The 26,202-nt window shown below is 45.7% G+C and carries 28 protein-coding genes; 20 read left to right on the plus strand and 8 right to left on the minus strand.

The features are described 5' to 3' along the window. Positions 1-110: 110 nt before the first annotated feature. The 3 genes from ZMTM_RS03890 (at position 111) to ZMTM_RS03900 (ending at position 2,276) form a co-directional block, all read left to right on the plus strand. Complete coding sequence (locus tag ZMTM_RS03890) at positions 111-857, plus strand: hypothetical protein (RefSeq protein WP_221765015.1); 747 nt, start codon at positions 111-113, stop codon at positions 855-857. Positions 858-1,122: 265 nt separating this feature from the next. After that, entirely contained in the window at positions 1,123-1,560 is a 438-nt protein-coding gene (locus ZMTM_RS03895; protein ID WP_221765016.1) for a hypothetical protein, read from the plus strand. 125 nt (positions 1,561-1,685) lie between these two features. Next, positions 1,686-2,276: a hypothetical protein gene (locus ZMTM_RS03900; protein ID WP_221765017.1), complete on the plus strand. Its 591-nt coding sequence runs from the start codon at positions 1,686-1,688 to the stop codon at positions 2,274-2,276. Between the two features lie 79 nt (positions 2,277-2,355). On the opposite strand, the gene ZMTM_RS03905 is transcribed toward ZMTM_RS03900, so the two are convergent. From ZMTM_RS03905 to ZMTM_RS03920, 4 genes are all read right to left on the minus strand, one after another. Then, positions 2,356-2,733: a class I SAM-dependent methyltransferase gene (locus tag ZMTM_RS03905; protein ID WP_221765018.1), complete on the minus strand. Its 378-nt coding sequence runs from the start codon at positions 2,731-2,733 to the stop codon at positions 2,356-2,358. Between the two features lie 201 nt (positions 2,734-2,934). Continuing rightward, a complete protein-coding gene (locus ZMTM_RS03910; protein ID WP_221765019.1) occupies positions 2,935-5,058 on the minus strand; it encodes a TonB-dependent receptor plug domain-containing protein in 2,124 nt (707 codons plus the stop codon). Positions 5,059-5,111: 53 nt separating this feature from the next. Beyond that, on the minus strand, positions 5,112-5,441 hold the full coding sequence (locus tag ZMTM_RS03915) for a c-type cytochrome (protein WP_221765020.1): 330 nt from the start codon (positions 5,439-5,441) through the stop codon (positions 5,112-5,114). A gap of 153 nt (positions 5,442-5,594) precedes the next feature. Beyond that, entirely contained in the window at positions 5,595-5,984 is a 390-nt protein-coding gene (locus tag ZMTM_RS03920; RefSeq protein WP_221765021.1) for a hypothetical protein, read from the minus strand. Positions 5,985-6,138: 154 nt separating this feature from the next. On the opposite strand from ZMTM_RS03920, the gene ZMTM_RS03925 reads away from it, so the two are divergent. The 4 genes from ZMTM_RS03925 to ZMTM_RS03940 all read left to right on the plus strand — a co-directional run bounded on the left by ZMTM_RS03925 (position 6,139) and on the right by ZMTM_RS03940 (position 9,130). Then, positions 6,139-7,470, plus strand: coding sequence for an ATP-binding protein (locus ZMTM_RS03925; RefSeq protein ID WP_221765022.1), 1,332 nt, complete (start codon positions 6,139-6,141; stop codon positions 7,468-7,470). Positions 7,471-7,481: 11 nt separating this feature from the next. Then, positions 7,482-8,027 (plus strand): response regulator transcription factor, encoded by a 546-nt coding sequence (locus ZMTM_RS03930; protein WP_225907084.1) that lies wholly within the window; start codon positions 7,482-7,484, stop codon positions 8,025-8,027. A 3-nt stretch (positions 8,028-8,030) separates the two neighbouring features. Further along, the gene (locus ZMTM_RS03935; RefSeq protein ID WP_221765024.1) at positions 8,031-8,540 is read left to right on the plus strand and encodes a TlpA family protein disulfide reductase; all 510 of its coding nucleotides are present in this window, start codon (positions 8,031-8,033) and stop codon (positions 8,538-8,540) included. A gap of 125 nt (positions 8,541-8,665) precedes the next feature. Next, entirely contained in the window at positions 8,666-9,130 is a 465-nt protein-coding gene (locus tag ZMTM_RS03940) for a copper uptake system-associated protein (RefSeq protein WP_221765025.1), read from the plus strand. A gap of 36 nt (positions 9,131-9,166) precedes the next feature. Here the strand turns inward: ZMTM_RS03940 and ZMTM_RS03945 are convergent, their stop codons facing one another. Beyond that, positions 9,167-10,192: a hypothetical protein gene (locus ZMTM_RS03945; RefSeq protein ID WP_221765026.1), complete on the minus strand. Its 1,026-nt coding sequence runs from the start codon at positions 10,190-10,192 to the stop codon at positions 9,167-9,169. 166 nt (positions 10,193-10,358) lie between these two features. Next, positions 10,359-10,799 (minus strand): copper chaperone PCu(A)C, encoded by a 441-nt coding sequence (locus ZMTM_RS03950; RefSeq protein ID WP_221765027.1) that lies wholly within the window; start codon positions 10,797-10,799, stop codon positions 10,359-10,361. Positions 10,800-11,033: 234 nt separating this feature from the next. Between ZMTM_RS03950 and ZMTM_RS03955 the strand changes: the two genes are divergently transcribed. Continuing rightward, a complete protein-coding gene (locus tag ZMTM_RS03955) occupies positions 11,034-13,085 on the plus strand; it encodes a TonB-dependent receptor (RefSeq protein WP_221765028.1) in 2,052 nt (683 codons plus the stop codon). A 213-nt stretch (positions 13,086-13,298) separates the two neighbouring features. Here the strand turns inward: ZMTM_RS03955 and ZMTM_RS03960 are convergent, their stop codons facing one another. Together ZMTM_RS03960 and ZMTM_RS03965 are read right to left on the minus strand one after the other, a co-directional pair. After that, entirely contained in the window at positions 13,299-13,937 is a 639-nt protein-coding gene (locus tag ZMTM_RS03960; protein ID WP_221765029.1) for a response regulator, read from the minus strand. Positions 13,938-13,950: 13 nt separating this feature from the next. Then, the gene (locus ZMTM_RS03965) at positions 13,951-15,219 is read right to left on the minus strand and encodes a histidine kinase (RefSeq protein ID WP_221765030.1); all 1,269 of its coding nucleotides are present in this window, start codon (positions 15,217-15,219) and stop codon (positions 13,951-13,953) included. Positions 15,220-15,708: 489 nt separating this feature from the next. On the opposite strand from ZMTM_RS03965, the gene ZMTM_RS03970 reads away from it, so the two are divergent. From ZMTM_RS03970 to ZMTM_RS04025, 12 genes are all read left to right on the plus strand, one after another. Then, positions 15,709-17,520, plus strand: a complete 1,812-nt coding sequence (locus ZMTM_RS03970) for a methanol/ethanol family PQQ-dependent dehydrogenase (protein ID WP_221765031.1) — start codon at positions 15,709-15,711, stop codon at positions 17,518-17,520. Positions 17,521-17,610: 90 nt separating this feature from the next. Then, positions 17,611-18,456 carry a methanol oxidation system protein MoxJ gene (moxJ, locus tag ZMTM_RS03975; protein WP_225907085.1) on the plus strand — a complete coding sequence of 282 codons (846 nt, stop codon included), beginning with the start codon at positions 17,611-17,613 and terminating at the stop codon, positions 18,454-18,456. 16 nt (positions 18,457-18,472) lie between these two features. Continuing rightward, positions 18,473-19,036 carry a transporter substrate-binding domain-containing protein gene (locus ZMTM_RS03980; RefSeq protein ID WP_225907086.1) on the plus strand — a complete coding sequence of 188 codons (564 nt, stop codon included), beginning with the start codon at positions 18,473-18,475 and terminating at the stop codon, positions 19,034-19,036. A gap of 14 nt (positions 19,037-19,050) precedes the next feature. Beyond that, positions 19,051-19,545, plus strand: a complete 495-nt coding sequence (gene moxG / locus ZMTM_RS03985) for a cytochrome c(L), periplasmic (protein ID WP_404804689.1) — start codon at positions 19,051-19,053, stop codon at positions 19,543-19,545. Positions 19,546-19,653: 108 nt separating this feature from the next. Next, complete coding sequence (locus ZMTM_RS03990) at positions 19,654-19,929, plus strand: methanol dehydrogenase [cytochrome c] subunit (protein WP_221765033.1); 276 nt, start codon at positions 19,654-19,656, stop codon at positions 19,927-19,929. A gap of 192 nt (positions 19,930-20,121) precedes the next feature. Further along, positions 20,122-21,144 (plus strand): AAA family ATPase, encoded by a 1,023-nt coding sequence (locus ZMTM_RS03995; protein WP_221765034.1) that lies wholly within the window; start codon positions 20,122-20,124, stop codon positions 21,142-21,144. A 45-nt stretch (positions 21,145-21,189) separates the two neighbouring features. Further along, positions 21,190-22,050 (plus strand): DUF58 domain-containing protein, encoded by an 861-nt coding sequence (locus ZMTM_RS04000; protein WP_221765035.1) that lies wholly within the window; start codon positions 21,190-21,192, stop codon positions 22,048-22,050. A 17-nt stretch (positions 22,051-22,067) separates the two neighbouring features. Beyond that, positions 22,068-23,012: a hypothetical protein gene (locus ZMTM_RS04005; RefSeq protein ID WP_221765036.1), complete on the plus strand. Its 945-nt coding sequence runs from the start codon at positions 22,068-22,070 to the stop codon at positions 23,010-23,012. Beyond that, entirely contained in the window at positions 23,012-24,058 is a 1,047-nt protein-coding gene (locus ZMTM_RS04010) for a vWA domain-containing protein (protein ID WP_221765567.1), read from the plus strand. Before ZMTM_RS04005 ends, ZMTM_RS04010 begins: the two co-directional genes overlap by 1 nt. Then, entirely contained in the window at positions 24,043-24,624 is a 582-nt protein-coding gene (locus tag ZMTM_RS04015) for a hypothetical protein (protein ID WP_221765037.1), read from the plus strand. Before ZMTM_RS04010 ends, ZMTM_RS04015 begins: the two co-directional genes overlap by 16 nt. Then, entirely contained in the window at positions 24,621-25,685 is a 1,065-nt protein-coding gene (locus ZMTM_RS04020; RefSeq protein ID WP_221765038.1) for a vWA domain-containing protein, read from the plus strand. The genes ZMTM_RS04015 and ZMTM_RS04020 overlap by 4 nt, the downstream gene beginning before the upstream one ends. After that, positions 25,682-26,200 carry an SRPBCC family protein gene (locus ZMTM_RS04025; RefSeq protein ID WP_221765039.1) on the plus strand — a complete coding sequence of 173 codons (519 nt, stop codon included), beginning with the start codon at positions 25,682-25,684 and terminating at the stop codon, positions 26,198-26,200. Before ZMTM_RS04020 ends, ZMTM_RS04025 begins: the two co-directional genes overlap by 4 nt. Positions 26,201-26,202 lie beyond the last annotated feature (2 nt).

The raw sequence follows: 26,202 nt of genomic DNA on the forward strand, positions 1-26,202 counted from the left end.
TAGGCATTCAAGGCTAACCCAGCATCAAATAAGACGTCTAAACGGCTACTATGGGTCGTATTTAGCCTCTCAATCTATCTGAATTAGCGAAGTCCAGACCATAAGAAAATATGAAAATTTTTCGAATATCGATTTTGGCATTATTAATCAGCCCTTTAATTTCGTTAGGAGCTACTCCAGACTCAGCTCCCCCAGTTGAAATGCTCCCTCATACTTTCGCAGTTTCGTCTCACCTCGGCGATGCCAATTTTGAATGGCAGGAAGAGGCTCTGCAAAGTGACGGGTCTGTAATTACTCTAAATAGGTCACGGAAAAATCACTGGGTTGATGGTTCAAGTGACGCTTTAGTGATGATAGAAACTATAAATCTTCGTGTCTCCATCGATAGCTCATTAATTAAATGGCAGCAGAAATGGACGTACGATTATCCGAACTTATTAGTCCTCTCAGTCAATGTCATTAGCGGCATCCCTTATATAGTGACACAGCCACTAGACGATAAATCCTATTTTCAAAGGGGCTGTCCGAATCCTCCATATGTCATTTTTAAATACATTAATGATGAATGGGTACAAATACCCATGAGTGAATTACCAGCAGAAATTACAGAAGCTAACGTGGTTGTTTTAGCATCTGATCAAGTTGTTTTCACATTGGTGAACCATGACGAAGTGATTCCTGTGGCAAAAGTGCAGAGCTTAAACGATCAAATATTTGCACTTACGACGGGATATGCGACACGTATTTATGAACGTAAAAATCTTGAGGCTGATGATTCGATTATATGTGGCTTGAATCTTCTATATCATGGCAAATTGTTTAGCTCCACTGAAGATCTTATAAAGCTGAAATATTGAAAAAAGCCAATAAATATACTTTATTATTAGCGTCAGCTTTGGGTCGTATCGAGACCCTCAAAAATGGCTAGAGACGGCCAATTGCGGCCATTTCAATTGAATATTTTTGTATCGCACATTAAATATTCAGCTTAGTAGTTATATAGTACGAAATACTTACTACCCATCAGAAATAAGCCAGATGACTAGAATCCAGAAAATAATCACGTTTTGCGTTGTTTGTTGGGCAGCGTTTCTTTTTCTTGAGCTTCATTACATATGGAAGTTGCAACCTGTCGCAACCGATTTTGAGCCAACAATGACAGTGGAGGGTGTTTTTTCATTGCGCTCTACAAAAGATTCTACAAAAGAGTACAACAAAGATGCATGGCATTCCAATAAGGCAACCTACTTCAATATGGTAGGCAACAAGCCCATTTCATGTGCAGTAGGCTTTTTAGGAACAGTAGGGAACTGTGCCCAATATGATCAATATAAAGGTTATGTAGTCATTGCGAAAATGGCACATCTTAAGGCATTGATAATCGATGTAAACGTAGTAAGAGAGTTTTGGGTAAATGGCAAGCGTGTAGATTCCTACGTATCAAATGATGAAATGCTTAATCAATGGAACAAAATATCGTACTCCAATGCAATTCTCAATTCTTTAGCACTATCGGTCTTTACCCCAATGATTGCTGGATTTCTGATCTGGAGAAAATAATTAAAGTGGCTGCTAAGGGTCGTTAGCGGCCAAGATTAACGTCGAACGCACTCCATATTAACAATATCTTGCATATCTCAAATATGGGATATAGTCATATTGTTCCTAACAACAATAAAAGAATAATGATGTCGCGAATCATCTGGGTAATTTTTCTAACCCTTCAAGCAACATTTGCATTTGCCCGTCCTGCGTTCTTATCGATACCTGATGGCCAGCAATTAGAATTAAAGGCAGATAATGCAATTGTCCCTTTCGGTCCCATTCTCATTCCGCTTTCAAAAGGATGGAGCTTTATATGGAAAAAGCCTGTTTTCATGGCATTTTCACCTGATGAAGTTAGACTCCAAGCTACCTTTGCCTTCGACTCTCAGGCAATGAATGACCCAATAAAGCAACTAGCATTTGCGGAAGATAATAGAAAACGATTACCTGAATATCAGATGAAGTGGGTATCAGATTTTGGTGAGGTTACTAAACCGTGTGTAGAAGAGGCACAACCGTTGGAACGCTTTCGTTTCATTTGTTCTTCTGAACATCTTGTAGATGGAAAAAAAGAGTATTTGATAGCATATGCGTATGTCGGGAAATGGGCGATCTTATTCCTGAATTTTTATGGTAAAGGTGAGGCGTCAAAAGGCTTCGAAAACTCAGAATCAATACTTTCAAAAGCCATTTGGGACGACGAGCCGTCTCAACAGTCCACTCAACACTAATAATTTAAGCACAAATCCTTTATCTCTGCTTTCGACCCATAGCAGCCATTTTTAGATAAATAGTTAAGGCAGCAGTTGGTCATTTTTTCGTGAAAATACTATTCGAAATAAACCAATACCTATGAATACAAACATAGCCAATATCCCCGATTAATATTTTGCTAAAAGGGGCTTTGGATTTTAGTGATTGCAACCAAGCCGTTACAGCGCCATTCGGGCGAGTAAATGACTCCTCCCTTACTTGGATTCTTCCAGGTCCGCAAAATGGATCTATATAAACTTTGTTAGGCCATCGGTTGAAGGCTGAGCGAGCGGCATCGATATAAGTACAAAGATATTTGTATTTCTGTTCAACCACCCAAGATCCTACCCCTAGACCCTTTTTTCCTTTTTCAATGACTAGATGTGCGTATGCATCCTCGATTGGTAGATGATTAGTGACAATTCTTAGATTCATTGTTGCCCCCTTATGTAACCATGTTACACAATAAAGACAATATATTCATATGTAAGGGATTGAATTCAGGGATTTTTCTAATGAACGTAGGAAAAATGCATTGCTAGAGGACACTCGAAAGAACTTGGTTGTCTAACATTTGGCTCTAAGCTACCAGTGCAATTTTATTGCTTAGAGTCAGATGTTAGGCAGGTGTATTAATTAGAAATCGACATTAACGCCGAAATTAACAGATCGACCAATACCAGCCACTGAACCCATTTGTCCAACTGACCCGTTTGCGCTCCAGTCAGCATAATCCACTCCACCTAGCGGCAAATTATAGAATTTGTCGAATAGATTGGTGACGCTGAGATCAAGTCGTACCTTTTGCATCTGATAAGCTGTCCTCAAATTAACCAGGGTATATCCAGCTGTTTTTAGCTCAAATCTCTGGGTATCCACCTGTGACTTTCTATCAACCAATTGCACGTCGATAGCATTAGCCCACGCGCCTTTTTTCTGCTCAAGGCTCATGCGGATATTGAGTGGCATGATGTGGTACAAATCATCCCCGTTACTTTGTTCGCCTCTGTTAAAACCCAGCAACCCAGTCAGGCGGCCTTTGCCAAAGCTGCTGTTATCCCATAGGCTGTGCTTCCATGCCATATCAATACCGTAGAACTGAGCATTTTGATTTACGAATTGCAGGATCGCTTTTGTATCATCTGTACCTGGATTGAATGTGCCAATCCTGTTCACCCCAATATAGTCCTGAACATAGGTAAAGTAAGGTGTGAGTTTGACTTGCCAGTCTTGCTGATTGGCATCATGCCAGTCGAATGTAGCACTCACAGTATTTGCGGTCTCAGGTTTGAGATCGGCATTCCCCACATAGCCATTGCCATCACCAAACCAGCCTATCATGGTAGCCGCCATTGTTCCGCGCCCCCATGAATAACGCTCATACAGGCTAGGACTACGGGTTTTTCTGGCATAGCCGAATTCAAGTGTCTGGGTGTTGGATGCTTCGTATTTTGCAGTTGCTGTGGCATCAATATTGTTGTCGCCCTTCAATCGATTGCCTGCATTGAATGCTAGCGCTGCCGCATCGTCTATGGCGTTCATCATACCGCCGTAGGATTGGACCTCACCCGTACTGGTTTTCACATAATCATCACGTATGCCAAGTAAGGTACTCCATTGATCTGTCCACTTTGATTCAACTTCAGCAAACAGGCCAAATCTGTCGCGCCTGCCATTGTTGATGTTGATATAGGTATTTGGCTCCATCATCATGCTACCTGGGACTGCTGGCCAGAAATCATCCAGTTTGTTGCGATGAAATTCATTACCGATTCGCAGCAGGTGCATGTCATTCAATGGAATACTGGCTTTAACCGTATATCCATAATCCTGACCGTGTGTCTTCATTGGCATGTTGCCTGTTTTCTCAGGTGAGAAGAATCCCATTTCATGATGCACGTCCTGCCAGTAGAAACGTGTATCCAGTTCACCCCAGTTGAATTGCCTGATGTAATTTGCATTAATGGTATCTGAGCTATTGCCGACCATATCCATATACTGGTTTACATAGCCCTGATAAGGCACATCCTGATGACTGATCTTCAATGAAAATAGCTGATCATCGCCTTTAGCGGCGAATGTGACGGCTTGGGTATTACGCTGATATTGAGTAGAGCGTACTTTATTGCCATTTCCATCTTCGTAACTCTGTGCTCTGTCTGTGGTGCCCGTGAACCCAAGACTAAGATTTTCGCTGGCTACAGATGCGTTCACAGCAGTGCTTAAGCCACTATTGTTGCTTCGGTAGAATGTGGAGAAGCTACCCTGATATAACAGCTCGTCTGCATTATTTGAAAATGCAGGCGTGGCAGAATCCACCTTGATCGTACCTGCTATGCTGTCACCACCCATGCTGACGGGTGTGATACCTGCCATCACACTGATACTCGCTACGCTACTGGCAGGCAGATAAGAAAGTGGTGAGTTCATATGATTGGCACAGGCTGAAGTGACTTCAGCACCATCGACGAATATCTTGATGCGATCATCATTCAAGCCACGGATCGAAGGCAGGTTTGAAACCCCGCCCGCCTGATAAAGGCTGACTCCTGGAAAGTCCTGCAAAAGCTCTGCGGTGTCGGGGGTTGCTGTTTTGTCAGCCTGAATCTTACTGGATAGGGTCTTCTCGGCAGTGACTGCGACCTCTGGGACTTTCAATGAATCAACAGCCGTGTCCGCTTGTGCACTTGTGAATGCGATTGTGGATAGAACCAATGAAGCACCTTGTATCAATGAAGGACGTCTTAACATTTTTTTCATATAGATTTCTTTTAGCGATTGATGTTGAGAATAATGGGAAGAGCAACGATTGGTTACTTAAGTGAAAGTACCCACTGAACAAGCGTCTTGATATCAGTGTCACTGACGTTTGGGCTATTGGGCGGCATCGCGAATGTGCCCCAAACTCCACTACCACCGGCTTTTACTTTTGTGATTAATTTCGCTTCTGCTGATTTATCACCGCGGTATTTGTTGGCCACGTCAACATAAGCAGGGCCTAGTATCTTGTTGTTGATGCCATGGCACGCCAAACAGCCACTTTTCTGCGCTAATGCTTCAGCGACTTTGTTATCCCCTGCATGGCAATTTAGTGCAGATATTGATGCAATAAGCGACAAATTAATGATGGATAGATTTTTCATATTTCCCCTTCACGATGTGCGGTCGCACAGTCTTTTGATGTATTATTTTTAATGCCGCGATATCACAATTCGGCCTATTGAGTCTGTCCCCAATATGGCTGGTTATTCTAGATGAGCGAGTAAAAATGAGAATGCGACATGATGTCGCAAGGGTTACAGAGATTTTTTAAGGGAAAGTATGTCGCGGATGCTCAGTGGTACAACAGCAAGCACGCTGAGAACCCACAGCAACATCCAGACTGGTACTTTGGTCGCTGGTATAAAGTAGATGTGCTGGGTAAAACTTGCCATGATAGCGACTACTCCAATCGCCCCATAAAACCGATAGCCTGCAATCCGCGTGTAATGCGATATCTCCTGATTGGGGTAGCCTATCAGGAAGGCATACAAGACACAGGATGCAACCAGCCATAACATCAGAATTGGAATGACTGGCAATACAAGAACAGCAATCATGCATCCCAGATTAAAGCCTATCGTGTATTTCCTGTAGCTGTGATCGAGGTCATTTTCTAGAAACACAATTGGCACTTCCGTTATCATCAAAGTCATACTTTGGTAGGTGATTGAGGTCTATATTTTATGTTTAAGCATGGGTTGCAATAAATGTGGCAAATTGTCGCAACGCAGAATGAATGGTCAGCTGTGACCATTTGTCGCAGGCGCCTAGCCCTGAGACCGAGGTAATATCAACACTATGTCTGCAAGCTCTCTATCGTCTGTCACCACTCTGACTAATTTACGTCGCCTGGTCTGGCTACGCTTTTTAATGGCAGCTTTGCTAGGAATATCAACGCTAGTCGCTATCGAATTCTACGACCTTGATATCCCAATGCGGATTATTAGCAGTGCCGCAATTCTCGCCTTGGTTGTGAACCTCACTACCTTATGGCGTTTACGGCACTCAACCACAGTGAGTAACCCAGAGTTATTCATTCAACTACTACTGGACATACTGATTCTGACCGCTGTGTTTTATGACACGGGCGGGTACAGCAATCCTTTCATCTGGATGTTTTTGTTGTCTATTGTCGTATCGGCGGTGGCACTACCCTGGCTCTATACTTGGGTGATCGCAGGAGTTTCCATTGCCTGCTATAGCAGCCTGATGTTCTGGTACAAACCGCTTAATTTGATGATGTCCAAAATGATTGGAATGGATGGCATGGCTGGTATGTCGGACCATGATATGCCGATGTCATCGATGCCTATGGATCACACGGGCTTTGGTATTCACCTGGTTGGAATGTGGGCAGGCTTCGTCGTCGCAGCAGTAGTGATTGCGATCTTTGTGGAACGCATGGCATTCAACCTGCGTGAGCATGACCGTTTGCTCGCAGAAACCCGGGAAAAAATGCTAGAGAACGAACGCATGCTGGCATTAGGCACTCTGGCTGCAGGGGCGGCGCATGAATTGAGCACACCACTTTCCACGATTGCGATACTGCTTCAGGAACTGCGCCAAGGCCATAGCAAAGACGAATTAGATCAATCACTGGAAATCATGACCAAGCAAGTTGATGTATGTAAGCAGGCTTTGCTATCAATCACTTTATCTGGCGGCAATGTTCGCGCAGAAGCGGGACAACGTACCACTATTCGTATTTTTCTTGAACAGGTACTCCAACAATGGCAAGACCGTCGTCCAGGTATTGTCATGCAAACAAAACTCAGCGGGATTGAGCCTTTGGCTGTCATTACAGATCGCGCATTAGGACAGGCATTTGTCAACCTGCTGGATAATGCGGCGGATGCCTCTCCTCAAGCTGTGGAGGTTGATGCAAACTGGACAGCAACAGATTTAGTGTTAGACATTCATGACCAAGGAGAGGGCTTGGATATTTCAACCCTCCACCAAATCGGACAAGCTGGTTTTACGACAAAAGAAGATATGGGTGGGCTGGGGCTAGGTGTATTTCTCGCCAAATCAGTTATTGAGCGCTTGGGTGGAACCCTGCAATTCATAATGCGCGAGACAGGCGGAACCCTGACACGTATTACATTGCCATTGGATAAACTGAAAGTATGATAAATAATGCCATGAGTCCCTTAGATGGACTTCCCACATTGCTAGTCGTGGATGATGATGAAATCTTTGCCCAGACCCTCTCTAGGGCAATGATCAAAAGAGGCTTTTCGGTCATGACTGCGAATAATGCAGGAGATGCCACCAGACTTGCTAGCGCTTCGCCTCCAGATTATGCGGTGATTGACCTCAAGATGCCTGGAGAATCCGGACTTTCATTGATCAGGATACTCAAAGAGTTTAGTAGTAGCACGACCATCGTTGTACTGACAGGTTATGCAAGCATTGCTACGGCTGTTGAGGCAATTAAACTCGGTGCCACTTCATATCTTGCGAAGCCGGCTAACGCTGATGAAATATTGCAGGCCTTGCACAGTGGTGAAGGCGATGACTTGATCCCTATGGCCAACAGCCCGCTCTCAGTGGATAGAATGGAATGGGAACATATCCAACGTGTGCTAAGTGAAAATCAGGGTAATATTTCAGCGACCGCCCGCAGCCTCAATATGCATCGCAGAACGCTACAACGTAAATTGCTCAAACGACCAGCAAAGTCATAAGTCATGAAGTATCTATTAATATTGATTTATACCATCCTGCCCCTTCAGTCTTCATATGCAGGTAGTCTTTCTGTTGGCAAACCTGTGCCATCTTTCAAAATAAAAACTATGGACGGGCAAGTAATGACGCCTGCCACCTCAAAAGGCCATGTGTTGATCATCAATCTCTGGGCAACCTGGTGCGAACCATGCCGTAAAGAGATGCCAGCGATAGATGCCTTTTACCGCAAGTATCATGATCAGGGTGTTGATGTAATCGCGGTGAGTCTGGATGATCGCAGTGATCTGGGTAAGGTTAAAGCAGTGACGCAATCATTTGCATTCCCGGTCGGAATGGAGAAAGACGCTGATATTGATGGTTTTGGTCGCATCTGGCGGGTGCCGGTCACATTTATCATTGATACGGATGGCATATTGCGACGCAATGGCTGGGAGGGCGAGCCTCTGGTTGATATGGACATTCTGGAAAAAAGCATCAAACCACTACTCGGTTCAACCAACAAGACTCAGTAGCCAAGCCAGATCACCCCGCCCTAAAGACTCAGTCATATTCTGTATTTTACGTACTGCGGCAACGTGTCGCATTCCCCGCTTAGTTTAGTGCTTCTAAGATGTCTTTTTGGATAAAACCTTGGAGCATGAATTTGACCATCAGGAAAACACTGTCTTTAGTTAAGTCCTTCACTTTTGCAATAGTGATGATGGGATTTCTGCTATCTGCCACATCAAACGCCAGCGATAGTTCAGAGCAATTGGCGATTAAAAACCTGATCTCCAGCACATTCGACAAACCTGAACTTAAAGTCATCACTTCCCCTGTTGTGGTCGTAGACCATTACGCTATCGCTGACTGGGTTCAAGGAGAAAAAGGTGGCCGCGCTTTGTTACATGAGACCAATGGAAAATGGTCGATTATGGCTTGCGGCGGGGATGGTTTTAAAGATGTTAAAACCTTGATAAATGCAGGCATCAAACAGTCTATTGCACAACAATTGATATCCCAGTTAAATCAAGCTGAACTGCCGCTGAGTCCAATTGCTGTCAAACGATTTAGCCTATATGGCGCGGAAGACGAAGCTGAAGCGTCTCATCATTCGCATTAAATCAGAGTGGAAGCGCACAGGCCGCTTCCACTCTAGCTAGAATGAGTAGCGTGCACCGACAGACGCAGTAAACCTTGGAGCAAGCTGCACACCATTCACATTCTGGTAAATCGGTATTTGCACAAAACTGTAAGCGGAAAGCTTTTTATTGACTGGCACTACGACACCAGGGCTTAGATAGACCAAAGTGCCACCTGTGCTTACCGTATCAGCTTCCGCACCAGAGTCGCGTGCTACATAACGTGCATTGAGTTGTAATTGAGGTGTGAAGCCAGCAAATCCAGTGTAGCGTAACCCGCCATTCAGGTTTAGGCCATTCCCAGGGCGATAGTCATCTTTGGCGTTGAGCGCGGTCTGAACCACGCCCTGACTGAAGAAGCCCCAATCCTTGTTGATTGCATCGTGATAATAAACGCCAAGAATTACATCCGTCGTCCCAGTGCCTGGCTGCAGGCCACGATCAATAGCTGCGACATCGCCAAGCGCTGCAGGGTCTGTTGATATACCCGTTTGTCGATGATCCCCCGTCGGCAGCTTCAGTCCGAATAAGACACCTACGTTATGCTGTTCGGTAAAACCTTGAAAACGACCAATGACCTTGATGTCGCCGATATTCTTGGTGCCTGACTCGTAGGCTTCATCAGCTGGAGAAACGCCGTCACTGCTTGTACCCAGTGTTGCGTGGCTTCGGTCAATATACGGCACTTGTACCTGTACACCCCAGCTAGGATTGAAATTGTAGTCTCCAGTAATGGTGACATAGTGATTCTTGGTGTACTTCTCAACTTCCTGCGGGCCGTCATTGGCTGGATTTCGTGAGCCAGTATTGACGATGCCGCTCGCTGCCTGAGGGGAAATCTTGCCAGTCCCGCTACGTAGTTGGTTCTGATCCAGATAGTCGTAACGGACATCCAGCTTAAAGCCAGAACTGGTCGAAAGTCCTAGGCTCTCCCAGTCTGAACTCAATGTACATCCGCAGCTCGCACATGCTTGAGCCAGTTGTGGTAAAGCAAGGATGACTGTACTTAAGACCGTCAATTGGATAAATCTGGATTTTTTCATTTTATCTCTTCTACAAATAGGGAGTGATGCCTGAAAGCAAAGACTTCGACTCAATTACACCGTTGTTTGATGGTCGAATGCTACGGGACAAAATGGCTTAAATGAATGTGACAAATTGTCGCAGTCATTTATTCTGGAATGAAAGGAGCTGCTAGAAAATTAGCTGTTAGTGAGACTGGTTGGGGTCAGATGATCTTGCAATAATCTTGATACTGACGGTTGAATGAATATTGTCCTTACCTGAGAACACAAAATCCACTGGCACAGCCTCGCCGTCTTTGATCGGGTGCTTGATTTCGTTGAACATCAAGTGGTAGCTGTCTGGGGTCAATTCCACAGCTTTACCTGCTTTTAGGTTGAGTTGTTTCACCTCACGCATTTTCATGACATCGCCATTCATGATCATTTCATGGACTGCAACAGAATTAGCAACGGGAGATGAAAGACTGATTAGGGTTACATCTTTATCGGATACGAATTTTAAATAACCGGCTGCTACGCTTTGCCCTGGCGCGGTAGATCTGATCCATGCGTGAGTGATCGTAACTTCAGCATGGCTGATTGTTGCCAGCATCAATAAACCGAATCCAATTAGCCATTTTTTCATCAATCTCTCCAGTTCCCTAGGGTTGAACGAACCACATGTTTTTCTTTGTGCACATTTTATATCAGCTTTCCAAGGATACACTGCGGCATATTGTCACAAGGCCTCTGTTCCATTGTTACGAACGTTCAGTCAAATAAGTTATTTAACGCATAACTCGACTTGGTGTGAGTATCGTATGATTAATTAATAATTACTCATACGTTGCACTAAATTCAAAATCAATCATGAATAATTATGTCTACTAGATACAAATTACCCTGGCTTCTTTTAATTGGTTTGCTTGCCACTCATACTGTTCTTGCCGCAGATAGCCTACAGCTAGAACCTATCGAGGTGATCGGGCATTACGATAACGCAGTAGGTACGTCAGATGCAGCCAGTCAGGGAACAGTCACTTCCAGCTTGATTGAGAACAGACCCACCCTGCGAACAGGTGAACTACTAGAATTTGTTCCTGGCATGATCGTGTCACAGCATAGTGGCGATGGTAAGGCGAATCAGTATTACCTTCGAGGATTTAACCTAGACCACGGTACTGACTTTGCCACCTATGTCGATGATGTACCCGTCAATATGCGTACCCATGCACATGGTCAGGGCTATACCGACCTTAATTTTCTTATCCCTGAATTAGTCAGCCGAATTGACTACAAGAAAGGCCCTTACTTTGCTGATGAGGGAGACTTCTCTTCTGCAGGCGCAGCACATATCGGTATTGCAAACAAACTTCCACAAGGCATTGCCTCCTTGTCTATCGGTGATAATGGCTATCAACGTGCAGTGCTGGCTAAGTCGTTTGATGCTGCCAATGGCATATTGCTATACGGTCTGGAAATCAATCGCAATAATGGCCCTTGGGAAACACCTGAAGACGTTAAAAAGTACAGTGGCGTACTACGCTATAGCGAGGGTGATGCTAGCAATGGCTTTAACTTCACAGCCATGGCCTATCACAACAAATGGAACTCGACCGACCAGATACCATTACGCGCCGTGGACTCTGGACAGCTTGGACGCTTTGGCGCAATTGACCCGACTGATGGTGGTGAGTCATCACGCTATAGCTTGGCTTATAGCATGCACCAGAAAGACAAGGATGGTGCTTTTGCATTCAATGCCTATGCAGTGCAATCCTCACTAGACCTTTACAGTGACTTTACCTACTTCCTCAATAACCCTGTAGATGGCGACCAGTTCAACCAGAGCGAACGTCGCAAGATGGTTGGCTTTAATGTGAGTAAGACTTGGTATCACACCCTCGGCGGTTTTGATATGCAGAACAAGATAGGCTTGCAGACACGTTATGATGACCTGTCACCTGTCTCGCTCTATAACACCGTAGCGCAGCAAAGAACCTCACTCATCCGTACCGACAATGTAAAAGAAGCCAGTGCTGGACTCTACGCAGAGAACTCAACGCAATGGCTGGAGAAGTTCCGAACGGTCACTGGCTTGCGTTTTGATGCCTACAACTTTGATGTGCAAAGTAGTATTCAGGGTGATTCAGGTAATGTGAATGCAACGACCACTTCACCCAAGCTATCACTCATCTTTGGGCCATGGGCTAAGACCGAGTATTTCATCAACTACGGCAGAGGTTTTCATAGCAATGATGCCAGAGGGACTACCGAGACTCAGCTACCGAGTGGAGGAACTGCAACACCTGTCACGCCTTTAGTAGCGACTCATGGCAGTGAGATTGGCATTAGGACTGAGCTTATCTCTGGCTTGCAAAGCTCCTTAGCCTTATGGCGATTGGATATTGCTTCAGAGCTGGTATTTGTAGGCGATGCGGGAGAAACTGAACCTAGCCGAGCTAGTAGACGTCAGGGTATTGAGTGGAGTAATCACTACATTGCGAATGACTGGTTGCTATTGGATATGGACTTGGCAGCATCCCATGCGCGCTATACCGAGAATGATCCTGCAGGTAACTACATACCTGGCTCTGTTGATAAGGTCGCTTCGTTTGGTGCTACGGTGACTAGTCTGGGTAACTGGTATGGTGGTTTTCAGTTCCGCTACTTCGGGCCACGTCCTTTGATTGAGGATAACAGTGTGCGGTCTGAATCAACCGCCATTGCTTATGCACGCATAGGCTACAAGATAAACCCTAAGGCCAAACTGACGCTTGATGTGTTCAACCTGTTTGACAGCAAGGCCAGTGACATTGATTACTACTACACCTCAAGGCTTAACGGTGAGTCTGCAGCTGGCGTTGATGATATTCACTTCCATCCTGTGGAGCCGAGAACTTTAAGGCTCACGCTGGTATATGATTTCTAATCAAGCGTCTGGTATGAGTCGAAAGCAGTCCCTGATGGCAGTAAAAAAATAGGCCAGCTGTTTAGCTGGCCTAATCAATTGCTAATATCGATCAAAAGACATTAACTTTATGGAGATTAAGATACTTGGAGATGAATCAATTATCTAACCTGAACTAATTCTCTCAGCTTTGTGAGATGTCCAATAGTGAACTTTTCCCAACGTAACATCGTATTATTCACGACCTTCTACAACACCAAAACGAATGGCCAAATGGACTAATTGCCCAGTTGTTGTAGCACCGATTTTTTGTCTTACTTGTGTTTGTAAATTAGCGGCTGTTTTATAGCCGATTTGTAAACTTGCCGAGATTTCAGAGAGTGATTCGCCTTTTGCTACACGACGAAATATTTCAAACTCTCTCGGTGAGAGATATTCTGCTGGATTGCTCGCATCTGACAATTTATGCATCGCAATATACTGGGCAATTTCATGGCTAATGTAATTACCACCCTTAAGCACCTTTTCGACAGCCTCAATTAAAACCTCTGGTGCTGCGGATTTCACAAGATACCCCTTAGCCCCAGCCTGCAAGGCTCTCATGGCATATAGATTGTCATCATGCAGACTAAATACGATGATTTTTGCATGCGTATCACGCTCAATAATTCTTTTGAGCGTCTCCAAGCCACCAATCCCTGGCATATCCAGATCAAGCAATCCAACATCAGGTTTGCATTCTTGCCACAATGCATAAGCACGCTCCCCTGATGATGCCTCTGCCACTATGGTATAGCCTAATTGCTCTAGCAATGTTCTTAGGCCCTGTCTCACTACAATATGATCATCAGCAAGTAGTACTTTAGTTTCCATACTGCCTCCTCACTCAGTTGCTTGTGATTGGAATAATTGCGGTCAAGAGAACGCCCGGCGTGTTTTTGGCAATAGTAAAAACACCCCCTGCGGATTCAACACGCTCGCGCATACCGACTAAACCAAAGCCCTTACTGGCGGGCTTTTCTATGAAGCCAATACCATCGTCTTTGATCTCAACCATAAGCATCTTTTTTTTGTATCGAGAGGTCATTTTTACACTGATGTTAACCAAGCTAGCTTCAGCATGTCGTGCAACATTAGTCAGCGCCTCTTGCGCCAGACGATAAGCAATCAAGCTGATATCAGGGGGTAATCGCGAGCATTCATGATCAAAAAATAATTCGCATTTAGTATCGGCATGCTGTAGCTGCCACTCCTCAATAAGTAAATTCAGCGCTTCTACCAACCCATAGGCATCGAGTTCTGGTGGCCTCAATCTCTTGATCAGTGCTTTGACTGATGCTTGGATATGCTCAGCATGACTAGAAATACGCTGCGATAACTCGGCCATATTTTTCATTGTGCTGTTTTTTATTGCTAAAGCATCCATACGAATCGCTGTCAGATATTGACCCATATCATCATGAATCTCACGCGCGAGATTTTTACGCTCATCCTCTTGCACTTTCATTGCATGGCGAATCAATTGTTGATTATCGCTTAGCAATTTTGCGAGCTCCTTTTCGGCAAGATATTGCTCGGTAATATCATAAAAAAAACCATGAATTCTGCTAAGTTCAGGATTGATAGTATCTACTGCATAAGTAAACCGAGCAGAGACTATCCAAGGCGCACCATCATGCCTTTGTGCGGTGAGTTCAAAAAAATCTGTATGGTGTTTTAACTGAAGGCTAGCAAAAATCTCATTCCATTGATCCCCCAATATCAGGTTCAAGTTAAGCTGGCTTGCATAGCGGCCAGACATGGAGCTAAACACATCATTTGCCAAAATGATATTGCCATCAATGCTGGCTACAAAGTTACCACTCAAACCCTCATCAAATAGTCTTTTATAGAGCCGCTGGCTTTCAGCAAGGCCTGCTTCGGCTTTAGCACGAATGGTTGATTCCTGCTGCAAATCATGCAATCTACGCGTTGAAAACCAGACGGTCATTAGAGCAGCAACAAATAAAACAATTGGAATCTCATCTAATTGCAAAGACTCATCCATGTTGGCAATCGCAGTAAGTCGCTCAGCCCAATCAAACACAACTGCTAAAAAATAAACAACCGCAATGATTAGCAGCACAATCATTAGATCGGATTTTGACTTGTTCATACTTGAGGGTAAGTTTTCTGGAAAAATTGATCACTGTTTAAATGACCAGTTATAAAGACGTAACTTCAATATTAGGTCTCTTAAAAGTTACTCGCTAATTATCCTTACCTAACTCTCAATACAGTTAGTGATTTATTCCTGAAATCCTCCTGAATTCTTCAGTATAAATTTCTGCGCTTGTAGAAAAATCAGTGGATAACTTAAACGTCTATTGCTGCCAAAAGCCATGGAATAAGTGCTCAAACCATCAGTTGTCTGATGCCCCAATGCATACCGAACTACATAGTTTCGTTTGTGATGCACCTCATCCTGCAAATCACACATATGTCGATATCACCACCTTTCTTCTTTCAAGCATCTGGGAGTTATTGCGCTCGTAAAAAGGAATCTTTCCTCTATCGACACTGTTACAAATTGTTAACAATTGCCGAGCCGTAAGTAGTGAGGCGGCAGGGAGTTAAATCTAAATCAGAATTTAGGAGATATATTATGAAACAGCACTTACCCAAAGTCGGCTCCAGAGTCGCTTTAGGTGCTTTGGCTAGCAGCCTAGTCATGCTTGCGACCGTCAATGTCGCACATGCTGACGCACTGCTAGACAAAGCGCTCAACACTGAAGGGAGCTGGCCTGTGCAAACAGGTGGCTACTATAGTCAGCACAATAGTCCTTTAGCACAAATTAATAAAAGCAATGTAAAAAATGTAAAAGCTGCCTGGACATTCTCTACAGGCGTACTGAATGGTCATGAAGGTGCGCCATTAGTTGTGGGTGACATGATGTACATCCACTCTGCTTTTCCAAACAATACTTATGCAATCAATCTGAACGATCCAGGCACTATCGTTTGGCAACATAAACCTAAACAGGATGCTTCAGTAAAAGCCGTTGCCTGTTGCGATGTAGTCAATCGTGGTTTGGCTTATGGTGATGGCCAAGTCATCAAATCACAATTGAACGGTCACTTGTTAGCCTTGGATGCAAAAACAGGCAAGGTCAATTGGGAAATGGAAGTATGTGACCCTAAAGTTGGCTCGACTATCACACAAGCACCTTTTGTAGCAAAAAATACAGTATTGATTGGTTGCTCTGGTGCTGAACTGGGCGTTCGTGGCGCTGTAAACGCATTTGATCTAAAAACGGGTGAGTTGAAATGGCGTGCATACGCCACAGGTTCAGATGAATCTATGCGTATCGGCAAAGACTTCAACAAAGATAATCCACACTACGGTCAATTCGGTCTTGGTACCAAGACTTGGGAAGGCGATGCATGGAAAATTGGCGGCGGCACCAACTGGGGCTGGTATGCCTATGATCCTAAGCTGAACCTGTTCTACTACGGTTCTGGTAATCCTGCACCATGGAATGAAACTATGCGTCCAGGCGACAACAAATGGACCATGACCATCTGGGCACGTGACCTGGATACTGGCGAAGCTAAATGGGGCTACCAAAAGACTCCACACGATGAGTGGGACTTTGCTGGCGTAAACCAAATGGTGCTGACTGACCAGCCTGTAAATGGCAAAACAACGCCATTGCTGAGTCATATTGACCGCAACGGCATTATGTACACATTGAATCGCGAAACAGGTACTTTGATTCAAGCAGCCAAGGTTGACCCTGCAGTCAATGTATTCAAAAAAGTAGATTTGGTGACTGGCACTCCAGTACGTGACCCAGAGTTCAGTACTCGTATGGATCACAAAGGTACCAATATCTGTCCTTCAGCCATGGGCTTTCACAATCAGGGTGTAGATTCCTACGATCCTGAATCACGTACTTTATATGCGGGGCTCAACCATATTTGTATGGATTGGGAGCCGTTCATGCTGCCATACCGTGCAGGTCAGTTCTTCGTAGGCGCAACGCTTGCGATGTACCCTGGCCCCAATGGTCCAACCAAGAAGGAAATGGGTCAAATCCGCGCATTTGACACCGTGACTGGCAAGGAAAAATGGACCAAGTGGGAGAAGTTCGCAGCTTGGGGCGGTACGCTTTACACCAAGGGCGGCCTGGTTTGGTACAACACACTGGATGGCTATACCAAAGCGCTTGATAAAGACAATGGTAAAGAGTTGTGGAAATTCAAGATGCCATCTGGCGGTATCGGTTCGCCAATGACTTACACCTTTAAAGGTAAACAATACGTCGGCAGCATGTATGGCGTAGGTGGTTGGCCTGGTGTTGGTCTGGTATTCGACTTAACTGATCCAAGCGCTGGTCTTGGTGCGGTAGGTGCGTTCAAAGAGTTGCAGAACCATACCCAAATGGGTGGCGGCTTGGTTGTATACAGTCTGTAAGTTACTAGCAGGCTAATTGTCACAACGCTGGGGCGCGAGCCCCAGCACCTACGACCTGCAAATCAGGCAACTGCAAATTAGGATAATTTTATGTCGTTAAAAATGAAAAATGCTTTACCTAGATTTAAGCAGTCATTGCTAATGGGTATGTTAATGCTGCTGGTCACCAGCGCGCATGCTGCAGACCTCAATGTATGTGCTGGCAAAGATGAATTACCTTTTTCCAATCAAAATCAAGAAGGTTTTGAAAATGACATTGCAAAAGTCATCGCCTCAGCGTTAGGCCGTAACGTCAACTTTGTGTGGTGGAGTGATGCACGTTATACCGTCACTGAATTTCTGGATAAGAAAAAGTGTGATGTGATGCTTGGGGTGGATGAGAGTGATCCACGCGTACTCAAAACAGTGCCTTACTACAGGTCTGGCTATGTATTCATTTCTCGTGCTGACCGAAATATTGATGTTTCATCATGGGATGACCCTATTCTAAAAGAACACAATTTCCGCATTGGTGTGCTGCCAGACAGTCCCGGCAAAAATCTGCTACTGCAGATTAACCGTTATGACGATATGTTCGATTACTTTGCCGAACTAACCAATTACGAATCAACCCGCAACAAATATATCCGCATAGACCCCAAGAAATTGATTGATGACATAGCAGACAAGCATCTTCATGTAGCGATGTTATGGGGTCCGGAGGCTGGCCGTTATGTCCGCGACTCAAAAATACCACTGCGCATGCAGATTATTGATGACAACGTAAAAAAACTGAATGGGGACAAAGTGCCCATGTATTACAAGGTCTATATCGGCGTACGCAAAGACGATGACGCACTTAAACAACAGCTGGATGTTGCGATTAAATCCAAAAGCAAAGAAATCGATGCCATTCTCAAAAAAGAAGGCATACCACTCTTACCCATCAATGATTAATGCAGGAGTCTAGATTGTGGATGAGAGTGATCCACGCGTACTCAAAACAGTGCCTTACTACAGGTCTGGCTATGTATTCATTTCTCGTGCTGACCGAAATATTGATGTTTCATCATGGGATGACCCTATTCTAAAAGAACACAATTTCCGCATTGGTGTGCTGCCAGACAGTCCCGGCAAAAATCTGCTACTGCAGATTAACCGTTATGACGATATGTTCGATTACTTTGCCGAACTAACCAATTACGAATCAACCCGCAACAAATATATCCGCATAGACCCCAAGAAATTGATTGATGACATAGCAGACAAGCATCTTCATGTAGCGATGTTATGGGGTCCGGAGGCTGGCCGTTATGTCCGCGACTCAAAAATACCACTGCGCATGCAGATTATTGATGACAACGTAAAAAAACTGAATGGGGACAAAGTGCCCATGTATTACAAGGTCTATATCGGCGTACGCAAAGACGATGACGCACTTAAACAACAGCTGGATGTTGCGATTAAATCCAAAAGCAAAGAAATCGATGCCATTCTCAAAAAAGAAGGCATACCACTCTTACCCATCAATGATTAATGCAGGAGTCTAGATTGAAGAATTTGTTAGTAAAAGCAACATGGGCGTTTCTGATTGTCAGCGCTGTGCTAGCTGTTGGTACTGCGATTGCCGGTATTGAATTCAGGGGCACGATTTCAGGTGATGTGCTCGAATTTTCTCCAGATACTGATGGCCCAGAAACAGAGGCAGTCAAAAAGTTTAAGGAAACAGGTGAAAATCCATACGATGGCAATCTTGAGTCAGCCAAAGCTGGGTATGTCATCTTCTCAACAGCTTGCGCTGGCTGCCATGGCCATTTGGCAGAAGGCAAACTTGGTCCAGCACTCAGCGATGATTACTGGACCTATCCAAAAAATGAAACCGACAAAGGTTTGTTTGAAACCATCTATGGCGGTGCAAACGGCATGATGGGTCCGCAAAGAGGCCGTCTGCAGATTGATGAAATACTACATGTCATCAGCTTTGTGAGAAGTTTCAAAGATGGCAAGAGTGAGGCGGCACCTGCGGAGCATCACTCTGAAGAATAAATTCAGGCTAAAACACTTACCAGAAATTAGTACCTCAATAAGTAGCTAACTGGTGGCCATTTATTGAATAAGCAAGCTCACCAGCAATCACATGACAAGGAGATAGCAATGAAACAAGTTCTGACATTAGCATTAGCGACAGGGGCTTTACTGGCATCAAGTCTCGTACTGGCCTATGACGGCCAAACCTGCAAAGAGCCTGGTAACTGCTGGGAAGCAAAACCTGGTTTCCCAGAAAAAATTGCAGGCAGCAAGTATGACCCTAAGCATGACCCTGTCGAAGTCGCCAAGCAGGAAGCCGCAACAAAAGCCATAGACGAACGCAATGCCAAGCGTGTTGCTAACGCTAAAGAAACTGGCGTATTCAAATTTGATGTGAAGTAACTCAATTTAGCAGCTTGGTATCGTTCGGATATCAAGCTGCTAAATTTTAAGGATGTATTTGAATAGGGCTTAGTTGAAAGCGGTATACAGGCCAGAGCCTTATTCAAATAGCAGTTCCCAAAGCAAGATTGCGGCTTGCAAAAAGTTCGGATTGTAAGCGCAGTAGCGTAATCACAGATTGAAAGAAATGGCATGCCAAATAAAGAAATTGACCTAGATGAATGGCGTGAACGCGCGCTGAAATTTGAATCTTCATTAAACTCGGTAGTGTTGGGCTTACAAGCTCAAGTACGTGCACTCACCATTGGTATATTCTCACGCGGTCATCTTTTGCTGGAAGGCGATGTCGGCGTGGGGAAAACCACCTTGCTGCGTGCCGCTGCGAGGCTGCTTGGTGGTCATTACCAGCGAATTGAAGGCGCTATCGATTTGATGCCCAGCGATTTTCTTTACCACGCCTACATTGATGAAAAAGGCCAGCCAGCTGTACAACCAGGGCCGCTGTTACAGCATGGTTCAGAATTGGCTGTATTCTTTTTTAACGAAATCAATCGCGCCCGCCCGCAGGCACATTCTCTGTTATTGCGCTTGATGGCAGAGCGCAGCGTCAGCGCATTCAATCGAGAATATGCCTTTCCGCACCTCACCGTATTTGCCGACCGCAACCGTCTTGAGCGCGAAGAAACATTTGAGCTACCTGCGGCCGCACGCGACCGTTTTTTTATGGAAATTTCGATTGATGCGCCAGATGATCGACAGTTGCAGCGCGACCTCATGTTCAACCAGCGCTTTCATGATGTCGATGCGCTAATTAGCGAGCTTGATGCTGGATTAGCCCCTTACGACCAACTCAATGGCGTAGCACTAGTCGTGCAAAATTCAGTGCGAGCAGAAACTGCATTGCAAGACTATGCCGTCAATCTCGGGCGTGCATTGCGCAACCCGCTTGAAGTTGGCGTCACGCTGGAAGATGTGGATATAAGCCGGCTAGTCTCAGGCGGCGCCAGCCCAAGAGGGATGGCCATGCTCATGCGCGCAGCCCGCTGTAGAGCCTGGCTGGAACAGCGTGATTACCTGACACCAGACGATATACGCGCTGTGTTCACTGAGACTGTTTCTCACAGAATATTTTTCACGCCAGCATATGAGTTACGCCGCAGCGAAATTGCCCCGCAGCTTTTACAAGCGGTATTAAATAAAGTTTCTGCACCATAAGCATTCCAAAAAGCCTATCCACAGATCAGAGCAACAGGTTTTTTCATGCAAAGCAGATTCACGCCGCAGGAACTCTATTACCGCCTCAATTGGCGTGCGCATGGCATCCACGCGGCAGCTCACCAGACAAGCAACCGTGGTAGCGGGCTGGATTTTTGTGGTTATGCACCTTTCTTGGATTATCCCAACCCTCGCAGGTTAGATCTACGTGCCAGTCTTCGCAGTATTCCCCGTCAATATGTAGTGCGCAGCTATTACGAACGTGGCGCCGTGAATGTCTATGCGCTGGTCGATATGTCAAGCTCCATGCACTACACGGGCAATGCCGACAAACAAAAGCTGCTAGCCGATATTAGCGCTTCCATCGCCTGGTCAGCCAACCTTAGTGGCGATGCTTTCGGCTTGCTGGCAAGCGACGATAGTATTCGCAACGATCTACATATTTATCCATCCAGACAACGTAATACCGCCCAGGAAACATTCAGCAAGCTTAGCAATGCCACGATCAACGATTTGCAAAGCGCAAAGGCTTTGCCTTTGGCGGCAGGGCAAGTCAGTCATCATCGGTCGCTGGTATTCCTGATTTCAGACTTTCACCTGGAAGCAGACCTGCTTAAACAAACGTTACGGACACTCTCTGCACATGATGTCGTGCCTGTGGTGTTGTGGGATAGCGCTGAATATGAAGATTTACCGAAGTGGGGATGGGCCAGAATCAGGGATATGGAAAGTGGCCATGAACGTAGCCTGTTTCTGCGAAAAACAGTGACTCACAACATTCAGGCCAGCTATTTACAGCGCCGCAATCGACTTAAGGCCATGTGCAGGGAATATGGCCTGCGTAGCCCGTTTTTTGTTGGCAACACGTACTCGGCAGAAGCGCTTACCCGTCATTTACTGGGTTAACCGAAAGATTAAATGCCATGAAACATTTTTTATTTGTCTTGCTTTCAATGTCTTTAGTCACGGCTATGACTGGGTACGCTGAAGATTCTGTGAGCGAATTCAAACCACGAATACAAAGCCATCTCCGCGAGATTCATTACACAGTAGGTGATATTGCCTATCAAACCATCACCATTGAAACTCCACTGGGTTATCGTCTGGATACCAGCACACTGCCTAAAGTCAGCAGTCGTAGCGTAATCGAAGTGCGCGCAGTTCACTCGTCTTTTGAGGATATCCCAAGCGCCAAACCTCCCATGACCAGACATCGCTTGACCATAGACTGGCAAGTATTCATGGCTTTGCGTGAAGTACGTACTATCCCGTTGCTAGATATTGATTTGCAGTTTTCAAAGGGCGACAAAGTGCTGCCTTTGCATATCGCCGCAAGCGAAGTCATCGTATCGCCCTTGCTGCCAACCAAAATGGACGAAGCGCATCTGGTGCCACAACCTGATGTGGCGCCTCGGCAGCTTACATTACGGCCTTATATTTACACGCTTGTTGCAGGCGTTACTGGATTGTTGCTGAGTATGATATATCTCGCTTGGTATGCAGGCTGGATTCGCACGGGTTTCGATACTGGACTGCCTTTCAGGCAAGCTTGGCAGAAAATTCGAAAGCTGCGTCGCACACTGCGCAAACAAGCTGATGCCAATCATCGGAAATCTGCAAACCATGCCATCAGCCAATCAATGGTATTGCTGAGCCGTGCTTTTGATCAATATGCTGGGGCGGCGATTAGCTCGGAAAGTCTAGAACACCTGTTTAACCAGCACCCACATCTAGGCAAGCAGAAATTAGCCATCACGCAATTTTATGCCGATGCGCAACATGTATTTTTTGCAGGGAAAAACCCAAGCCATAGCTTGCAACAGCTTGAGAGGCTGGCTCGTCAACTCAGCAGGCAGCCAGCAGCATGATGGATGTATTCAATCTGACCAGCCTTCTTAATCTGGTCAATTTCAACAATAACGACCTATTGCAAAATGCAGGATTCCAATCGCCATGGTTATTACTGCTGATATTACTGGCGCTTTTGCCATTGCTCATTCGAGGCCACAGCTATTTCCCTCATCCCTCGCTACTTCGATTACCCGAAGACAAATTATCCCGCTGGATAGCCCGTATATGGCGTGGCAGCGGCGCATTAGGCATTGCTGCCATTGCCATTGCCTTGGCTGGCCCTTACTGGGGAGAACAGCAGGTAGAAAAAATAGGCCGTGGCGCTCACGTCATGATAGTGCTAGACCGTAGTGCAAGCATGAATGAAGGCTTTGCCGATAAATCAGGTGATAAGAAAATCTCAAAAATGGCAGCTGCAAGATCAGTACTACAACAATTCGTTAAAGAGGGTCATGAGGACTTAGTCGGCATGGTGACTTTCAGCACCTCTCCCATACTGGTTGCCCCTCTGGGTGCAGATCGCGAAGTGGTGCAAGCCGCTTTAGCCGCCACCGAGGCTGGCGGCATGGGCTTTACCGCAGTAGCGCGTGGTTTGGGCATGGCGCTGGATTATTTCGAGGGTAAGCCCGTGACGGGAGCGCGTGCCATTTTGCTGGTATCTGATGGCGGTGCGCATCTTGATGTTAAAACGCAGGATCTGATACGCGATATGTTTAGACGCCAGAATGCAGAGTTGTACTGGATTTACCTGCGCTCTAACAATGGCGCCAGCCTAAACGATGTACCCACAGAAGAAAACGGCGGCGATGCTTATCCCGAGTATCAACTACATGAATATTTCAAAACGCTCAAAGTGCCTTACCACGCCTATGAGGCAGAAAATCCAGAAGCAGTTAGTACCGCCATGGCCGATATCGCCAAACTCAAAAATAAGCCAACCCGCTATCAGGAGGCTGTATCCAGGCAGGACTTGAGTGGTGCGTTCTACCTGATTGCCTGTTTGTGCGCATTCGTGCTGATGGCGCTACATTTAACTGAGGTGAAACAATGGCGCAGCATTTAAGTACTTTTATCCGTAAGCATCTGTTTAAAGCCAGCCTAATAGTCACGCTAGTTTCAGTCACAGCTATAGTCTGGAGCAGTATTGGGCTCTATCAGTCGCTGGATTACAACAAGCATCTGGCCAAAAAGTCCATGAGCCGCCAGACCAATAACTACGCCCTGTTGCTCAACGCCTCGCTGTATAACGACCACGGACAAGACAACAAGTCATTAAGCACTTACGCACAATTAGCGGCGAAGGGAGATACAAAGTTTGCAAAAATCGCCTACTTCAATAGTGGCAATAACTATTTAAGGCAGGCCACTGAGATGCTGGAGAAAGAAACGCTGATGGGCTGGGATACTGCAGGGCCACTGCTAGCACTCGCAAAAACCAGCTACCAGCACGCGCTGAATATTGATCCAACATGGTCTGAAGCAAAATATAACTTTGAGCTGGCCTTACGCCTGTCACCAGCCAACCACGGTCGCAAAGGCCCACATTCTTATGAGCGCGATGTGGATAGGCCAGAAGAGCGCCCTAGCGGTTGGCCATCCATCCCGGGCACTCCTCGTGGAATGCCATGAGTACAGGTGTTAGCAAGTATCTTAAAGCCATACGAATTCGTCAGCATTGGCTGCCAGACCTCAGGGGGTGTTTATTGGCAGCAGCTTTGCTGTTACTTGCCATCTGCCTTGCCAGCCCACATGCCACCCTACCAAGGCGCGTTTACGACTGGTTTATTGTGCTGGACATTACCCAAAGTATGAATGTGCGCGATTACACAGATGAGCATAACAGCGGTCGCAACATCAGCCGTCTGGAGCTCGCCAAACAAGCTATCAGGCAAAGTCTGCGCAATCTGCCCTGTGGTTCGCAAGTAGCTCTGGGGCTATTCACCGAGCGCGAAACGCTGAATATCGTGCGCCCTCTGGAAGTGTGCACACATTTTTCCGCACTTGATCAAACGGTATCTCGCATGGATTGGCGCATGGCATGGGCTGCAGACTCATTTATCGCGCATGGAATCTACAGCGCTATTGAGCAGGCGCCCAAGCTGGGTAAGCATATGCATATAGCGTTTATTACCGATGGCAATCAGGCGCCGCCAGTCAATGAGAAGTACATGCCTGCTTTCGTAGGCAAGCCTGGCAATGTTCAAGGCACTATTTTTGGCGCCGGCAAAACGGAGCTGAGCCCGATTCCCAAACTGGATGAGCATGACAATATCACTGGCTACTGGGATCAAGAAGAGGTCATGCAGTTTGGTACGTTTGGTATGGCAGAGGTGCTTTCTGTGCTCGCCATGGAAGGCCACCAAGCCAGCAGGAATGAGGGTCATAGTCCAGGTGCCGCTCTTTTGGAGAACGCCCATCTCTCTGGGGTGGATGAATCAAACCTGCAAAGGCTGAGCAAGACGACTGGACTGGAATACAGCAAGCTGGATAGCTCCCATCAATTAGCTCAGCAACTCACAGCATCACGCATGGCAACGTGGCGCACAGCAGATACTGATTTGCGGCCATGGCTGGCAGTTCCAGCACTGATATTGCTCATTGCATTTTTTATCCCCGCTTGGGTTTTCAAATCAATCCAAGGCTATTTAATCGGCTTACCACTTCACTTAACCAGAAAGAAAGCATCATGAAACTAATCAGCACCATCACTACTGCCTTGTTAACTGCAACGATTGCAATCACGGCCCAGGCTCATGGTCCCACCCCTAGAAAAACAGATGAGTCAGTACTCATTAAAACTAGCCCAGAAGCGATGTGGAAAAAGCTTTCAGCCGCTTGCAACATTGCGACTTGGCATCCTGATGTCGCTAAGTGCGAAATCATCAACGATACACAGCATAAAATTACTCTCAAAAATGGCAAAAGCATTACTGAAGAAATTGATGAGATTGCTGAAGCCGACCTTACGATTTCATATCGGCTTGAAGGCGATATTGATGTAGAAGCATTACCTATCAGTTCACTGAATGGCAGAATCCGCCTCAAAGCAGAAGATGGCGGCGTACGCGTTACTTGGATAGCGCGTTATTACAGAGCCTTTACTGGCAATGAGCCACCTGAAGGCCAGGACGATGAAGCCGCACAAACAGCCATAGATCAGTTTGTTAAAACTGGGCTGGCTAATCTCGCGGCGACCAGCCAATAACA

Origin of the sequence: Methyloradius palustris (assembly GCF_019703875.1) — a bacterium.
GTDB lineage: Bacteria > Pseudomonadota > Gammaproteobacteria > Burkholderiales > Methylophilaceae > Methyloradius > Methyloradius palustris.

Bases quoted from the DNA above. Each gene is read 5' to 3' on its own strand.
- ZMTM_RS03890 (WP_221765015.1), top strand. From the start codon at position 111: ATGAAAATTTTTCGAATATCGATTTTGGCATTATTAATCAGCCCTTTA.
- ZMTM_RS03900 (WP_221765017.1), top strand. From the start codon at position 1,686: ATGATGTCGCGAATCATCTGGGTAATTTTTCTAACCCTTCAAGCAACA.
- ZMTM_RS03905 (WP_221765018.1), bottom strand. From the start codon at position 2,733: ATGAATCTAAGAATTGTCACTAATCATCTACCAATCGAGGATGCATAC.
- ZMTM_RS03910 (WP_221765019.1), bottom strand. From the start codon at position 5,058: ATGAAAAAAATGTTAAGACGTCCTTCATTGATACAAGGTGCTTCATTG.
- ZMTM_RS03915 (WP_221765020.1), bottom strand. From the start codon at position 5,441: ATGAAAAATCTATCCATCATTAATTTGTCGCTTATTGCATCAATATCT.
- ZMTM_RS03920 (WP_221765021.1), bottom strand. From the start codon at position 5,984: ATGATAACGGAAGTGCCAATTGTGTTTCTAGAAAATGACCTCGATCAC.
- ZMTM_RS03925 (WP_221765022.1), top strand. From the start codon at position 6,139: ATGTCTGCAAGCTCTCTATCGTCTGTCACCACTCTGACTAATTTACGT.
- ZMTM_RS03930 (WP_225907084.1), top strand. From the start codon at position 7,482: ATGAGTCCCTTAGATGGACTTCCCACATTGCTAGTCGTGGATGATGAT.
- ZMTM_RS03935 (WP_221765024.1), top strand. From the start codon at position 8,031: ATGAAGTATCTATTAATATTGATTTATACCATCCTGCCCCTTCAGTCT.
- ZMTM_RS03940 (WP_221765025.1), top strand. From the start codon at position 8,666: ATGAATTTGACCATCAGGAAAACACTGTCTTTAGTTAAGTCCTTCACT.
- ZMTM_RS03945 (WP_221765026.1), bottom strand. From the start codon at position 10,192: ATGAAAAAATCCAGATTTATCCAATTGACGGTCTTAAGTACAGTCATC.
- ZMTM_RS03950 (WP_221765027.1), bottom strand. From the start codon at position 10,799: ATGAAAAAATGGCTAATTGGATTCGGTTTATTGATGCTGGCAACAATC.
- ZMTM_RS03955 (WP_221765028.1), top strand. From the start codon at position 11,034: ATGTCTACTAGATACAAATTACCCTGGCTTCTTTTAATTGGTTTGCTT.
- ZMTM_RS03960 (WP_221765029.1), bottom strand. From the start codon at position 13,937: ATGGAAACTAAAGTACTACTTGCTGATGATCATATTGTAGTGAGACAG.
- ZMTM_RS03965 (WP_221765030.1), bottom strand. From the start codon at position 15,219: ATGAACAAGTCAAAATCCGATCTAATGATTGTGCTGCTAATCATTGCG.
- ZMTM_RS03970 (WP_221765031.1), top strand. From the start codon at position 15,709: ATGAAACAGCACTTACCCAAAGTCGGCTCCAGAGTCGCTTTAGGTGCT.
- moxJ (WP_225907085.1), top strand. From the start codon at position 17,611: ATGTCGTTAAAAATGAAAAATGCTTTACCTAGATTTAAGCAGTCATTG.
- ZMTM_RS03990 (WP_221765033.1), top strand. From the start codon at position 19,654: ATGAAACAAGTTCTGACATTAGCATTAGCGACAGGGGCTTTACTGGCA.
- ZMTM_RS03995 (WP_221765034.1), top strand. From the start codon at position 20,122: ATGCCAAATAAAGAAATTGACCTAGATGAATGGCGTGAACGCGCGCTG.
- ZMTM_RS04000 (WP_221765035.1), top strand. From the start codon at position 21,190: ATGCAAAGCAGATTCACGCCGCAGGAACTCTATTACCGCCTCAATTGG.
- ZMTM_RS04005 (WP_221765036.1), top strand. From the start codon at position 22,068: ATGAAACATTTTTTATTTGTCTTGCTTTCAATGTCTTTAGTCACGGCT.
- ZMTM_RS04010 (WP_221765567.1), top strand. From the start codon at position 23,012: ATGGATGTATTCAATCTGACCAGCCTTCTTAATCTGGTCAATTTCAAC.
- ZMTM_RS04015 (WP_221765037.1), top strand. From the start codon at position 24,043: ATGGCGCAGCATTTAAGTACTTTTATCCGTAAGCATCTGTTTAAAGCC.
- ZMTM_RS04020 (WP_221765038.1), top strand. From the start codon at position 24,621: ATGAGTACAGGTGTTAGCAAGTATCTTAAAGCCATACGAATTCGTCAG.
- ZMTM_RS04025 (WP_221765039.1), top strand. From the start codon at position 25,682: ATGAAACTAATCAGCACCATCACTACTGCCTTGTTAACTGCAACGATT.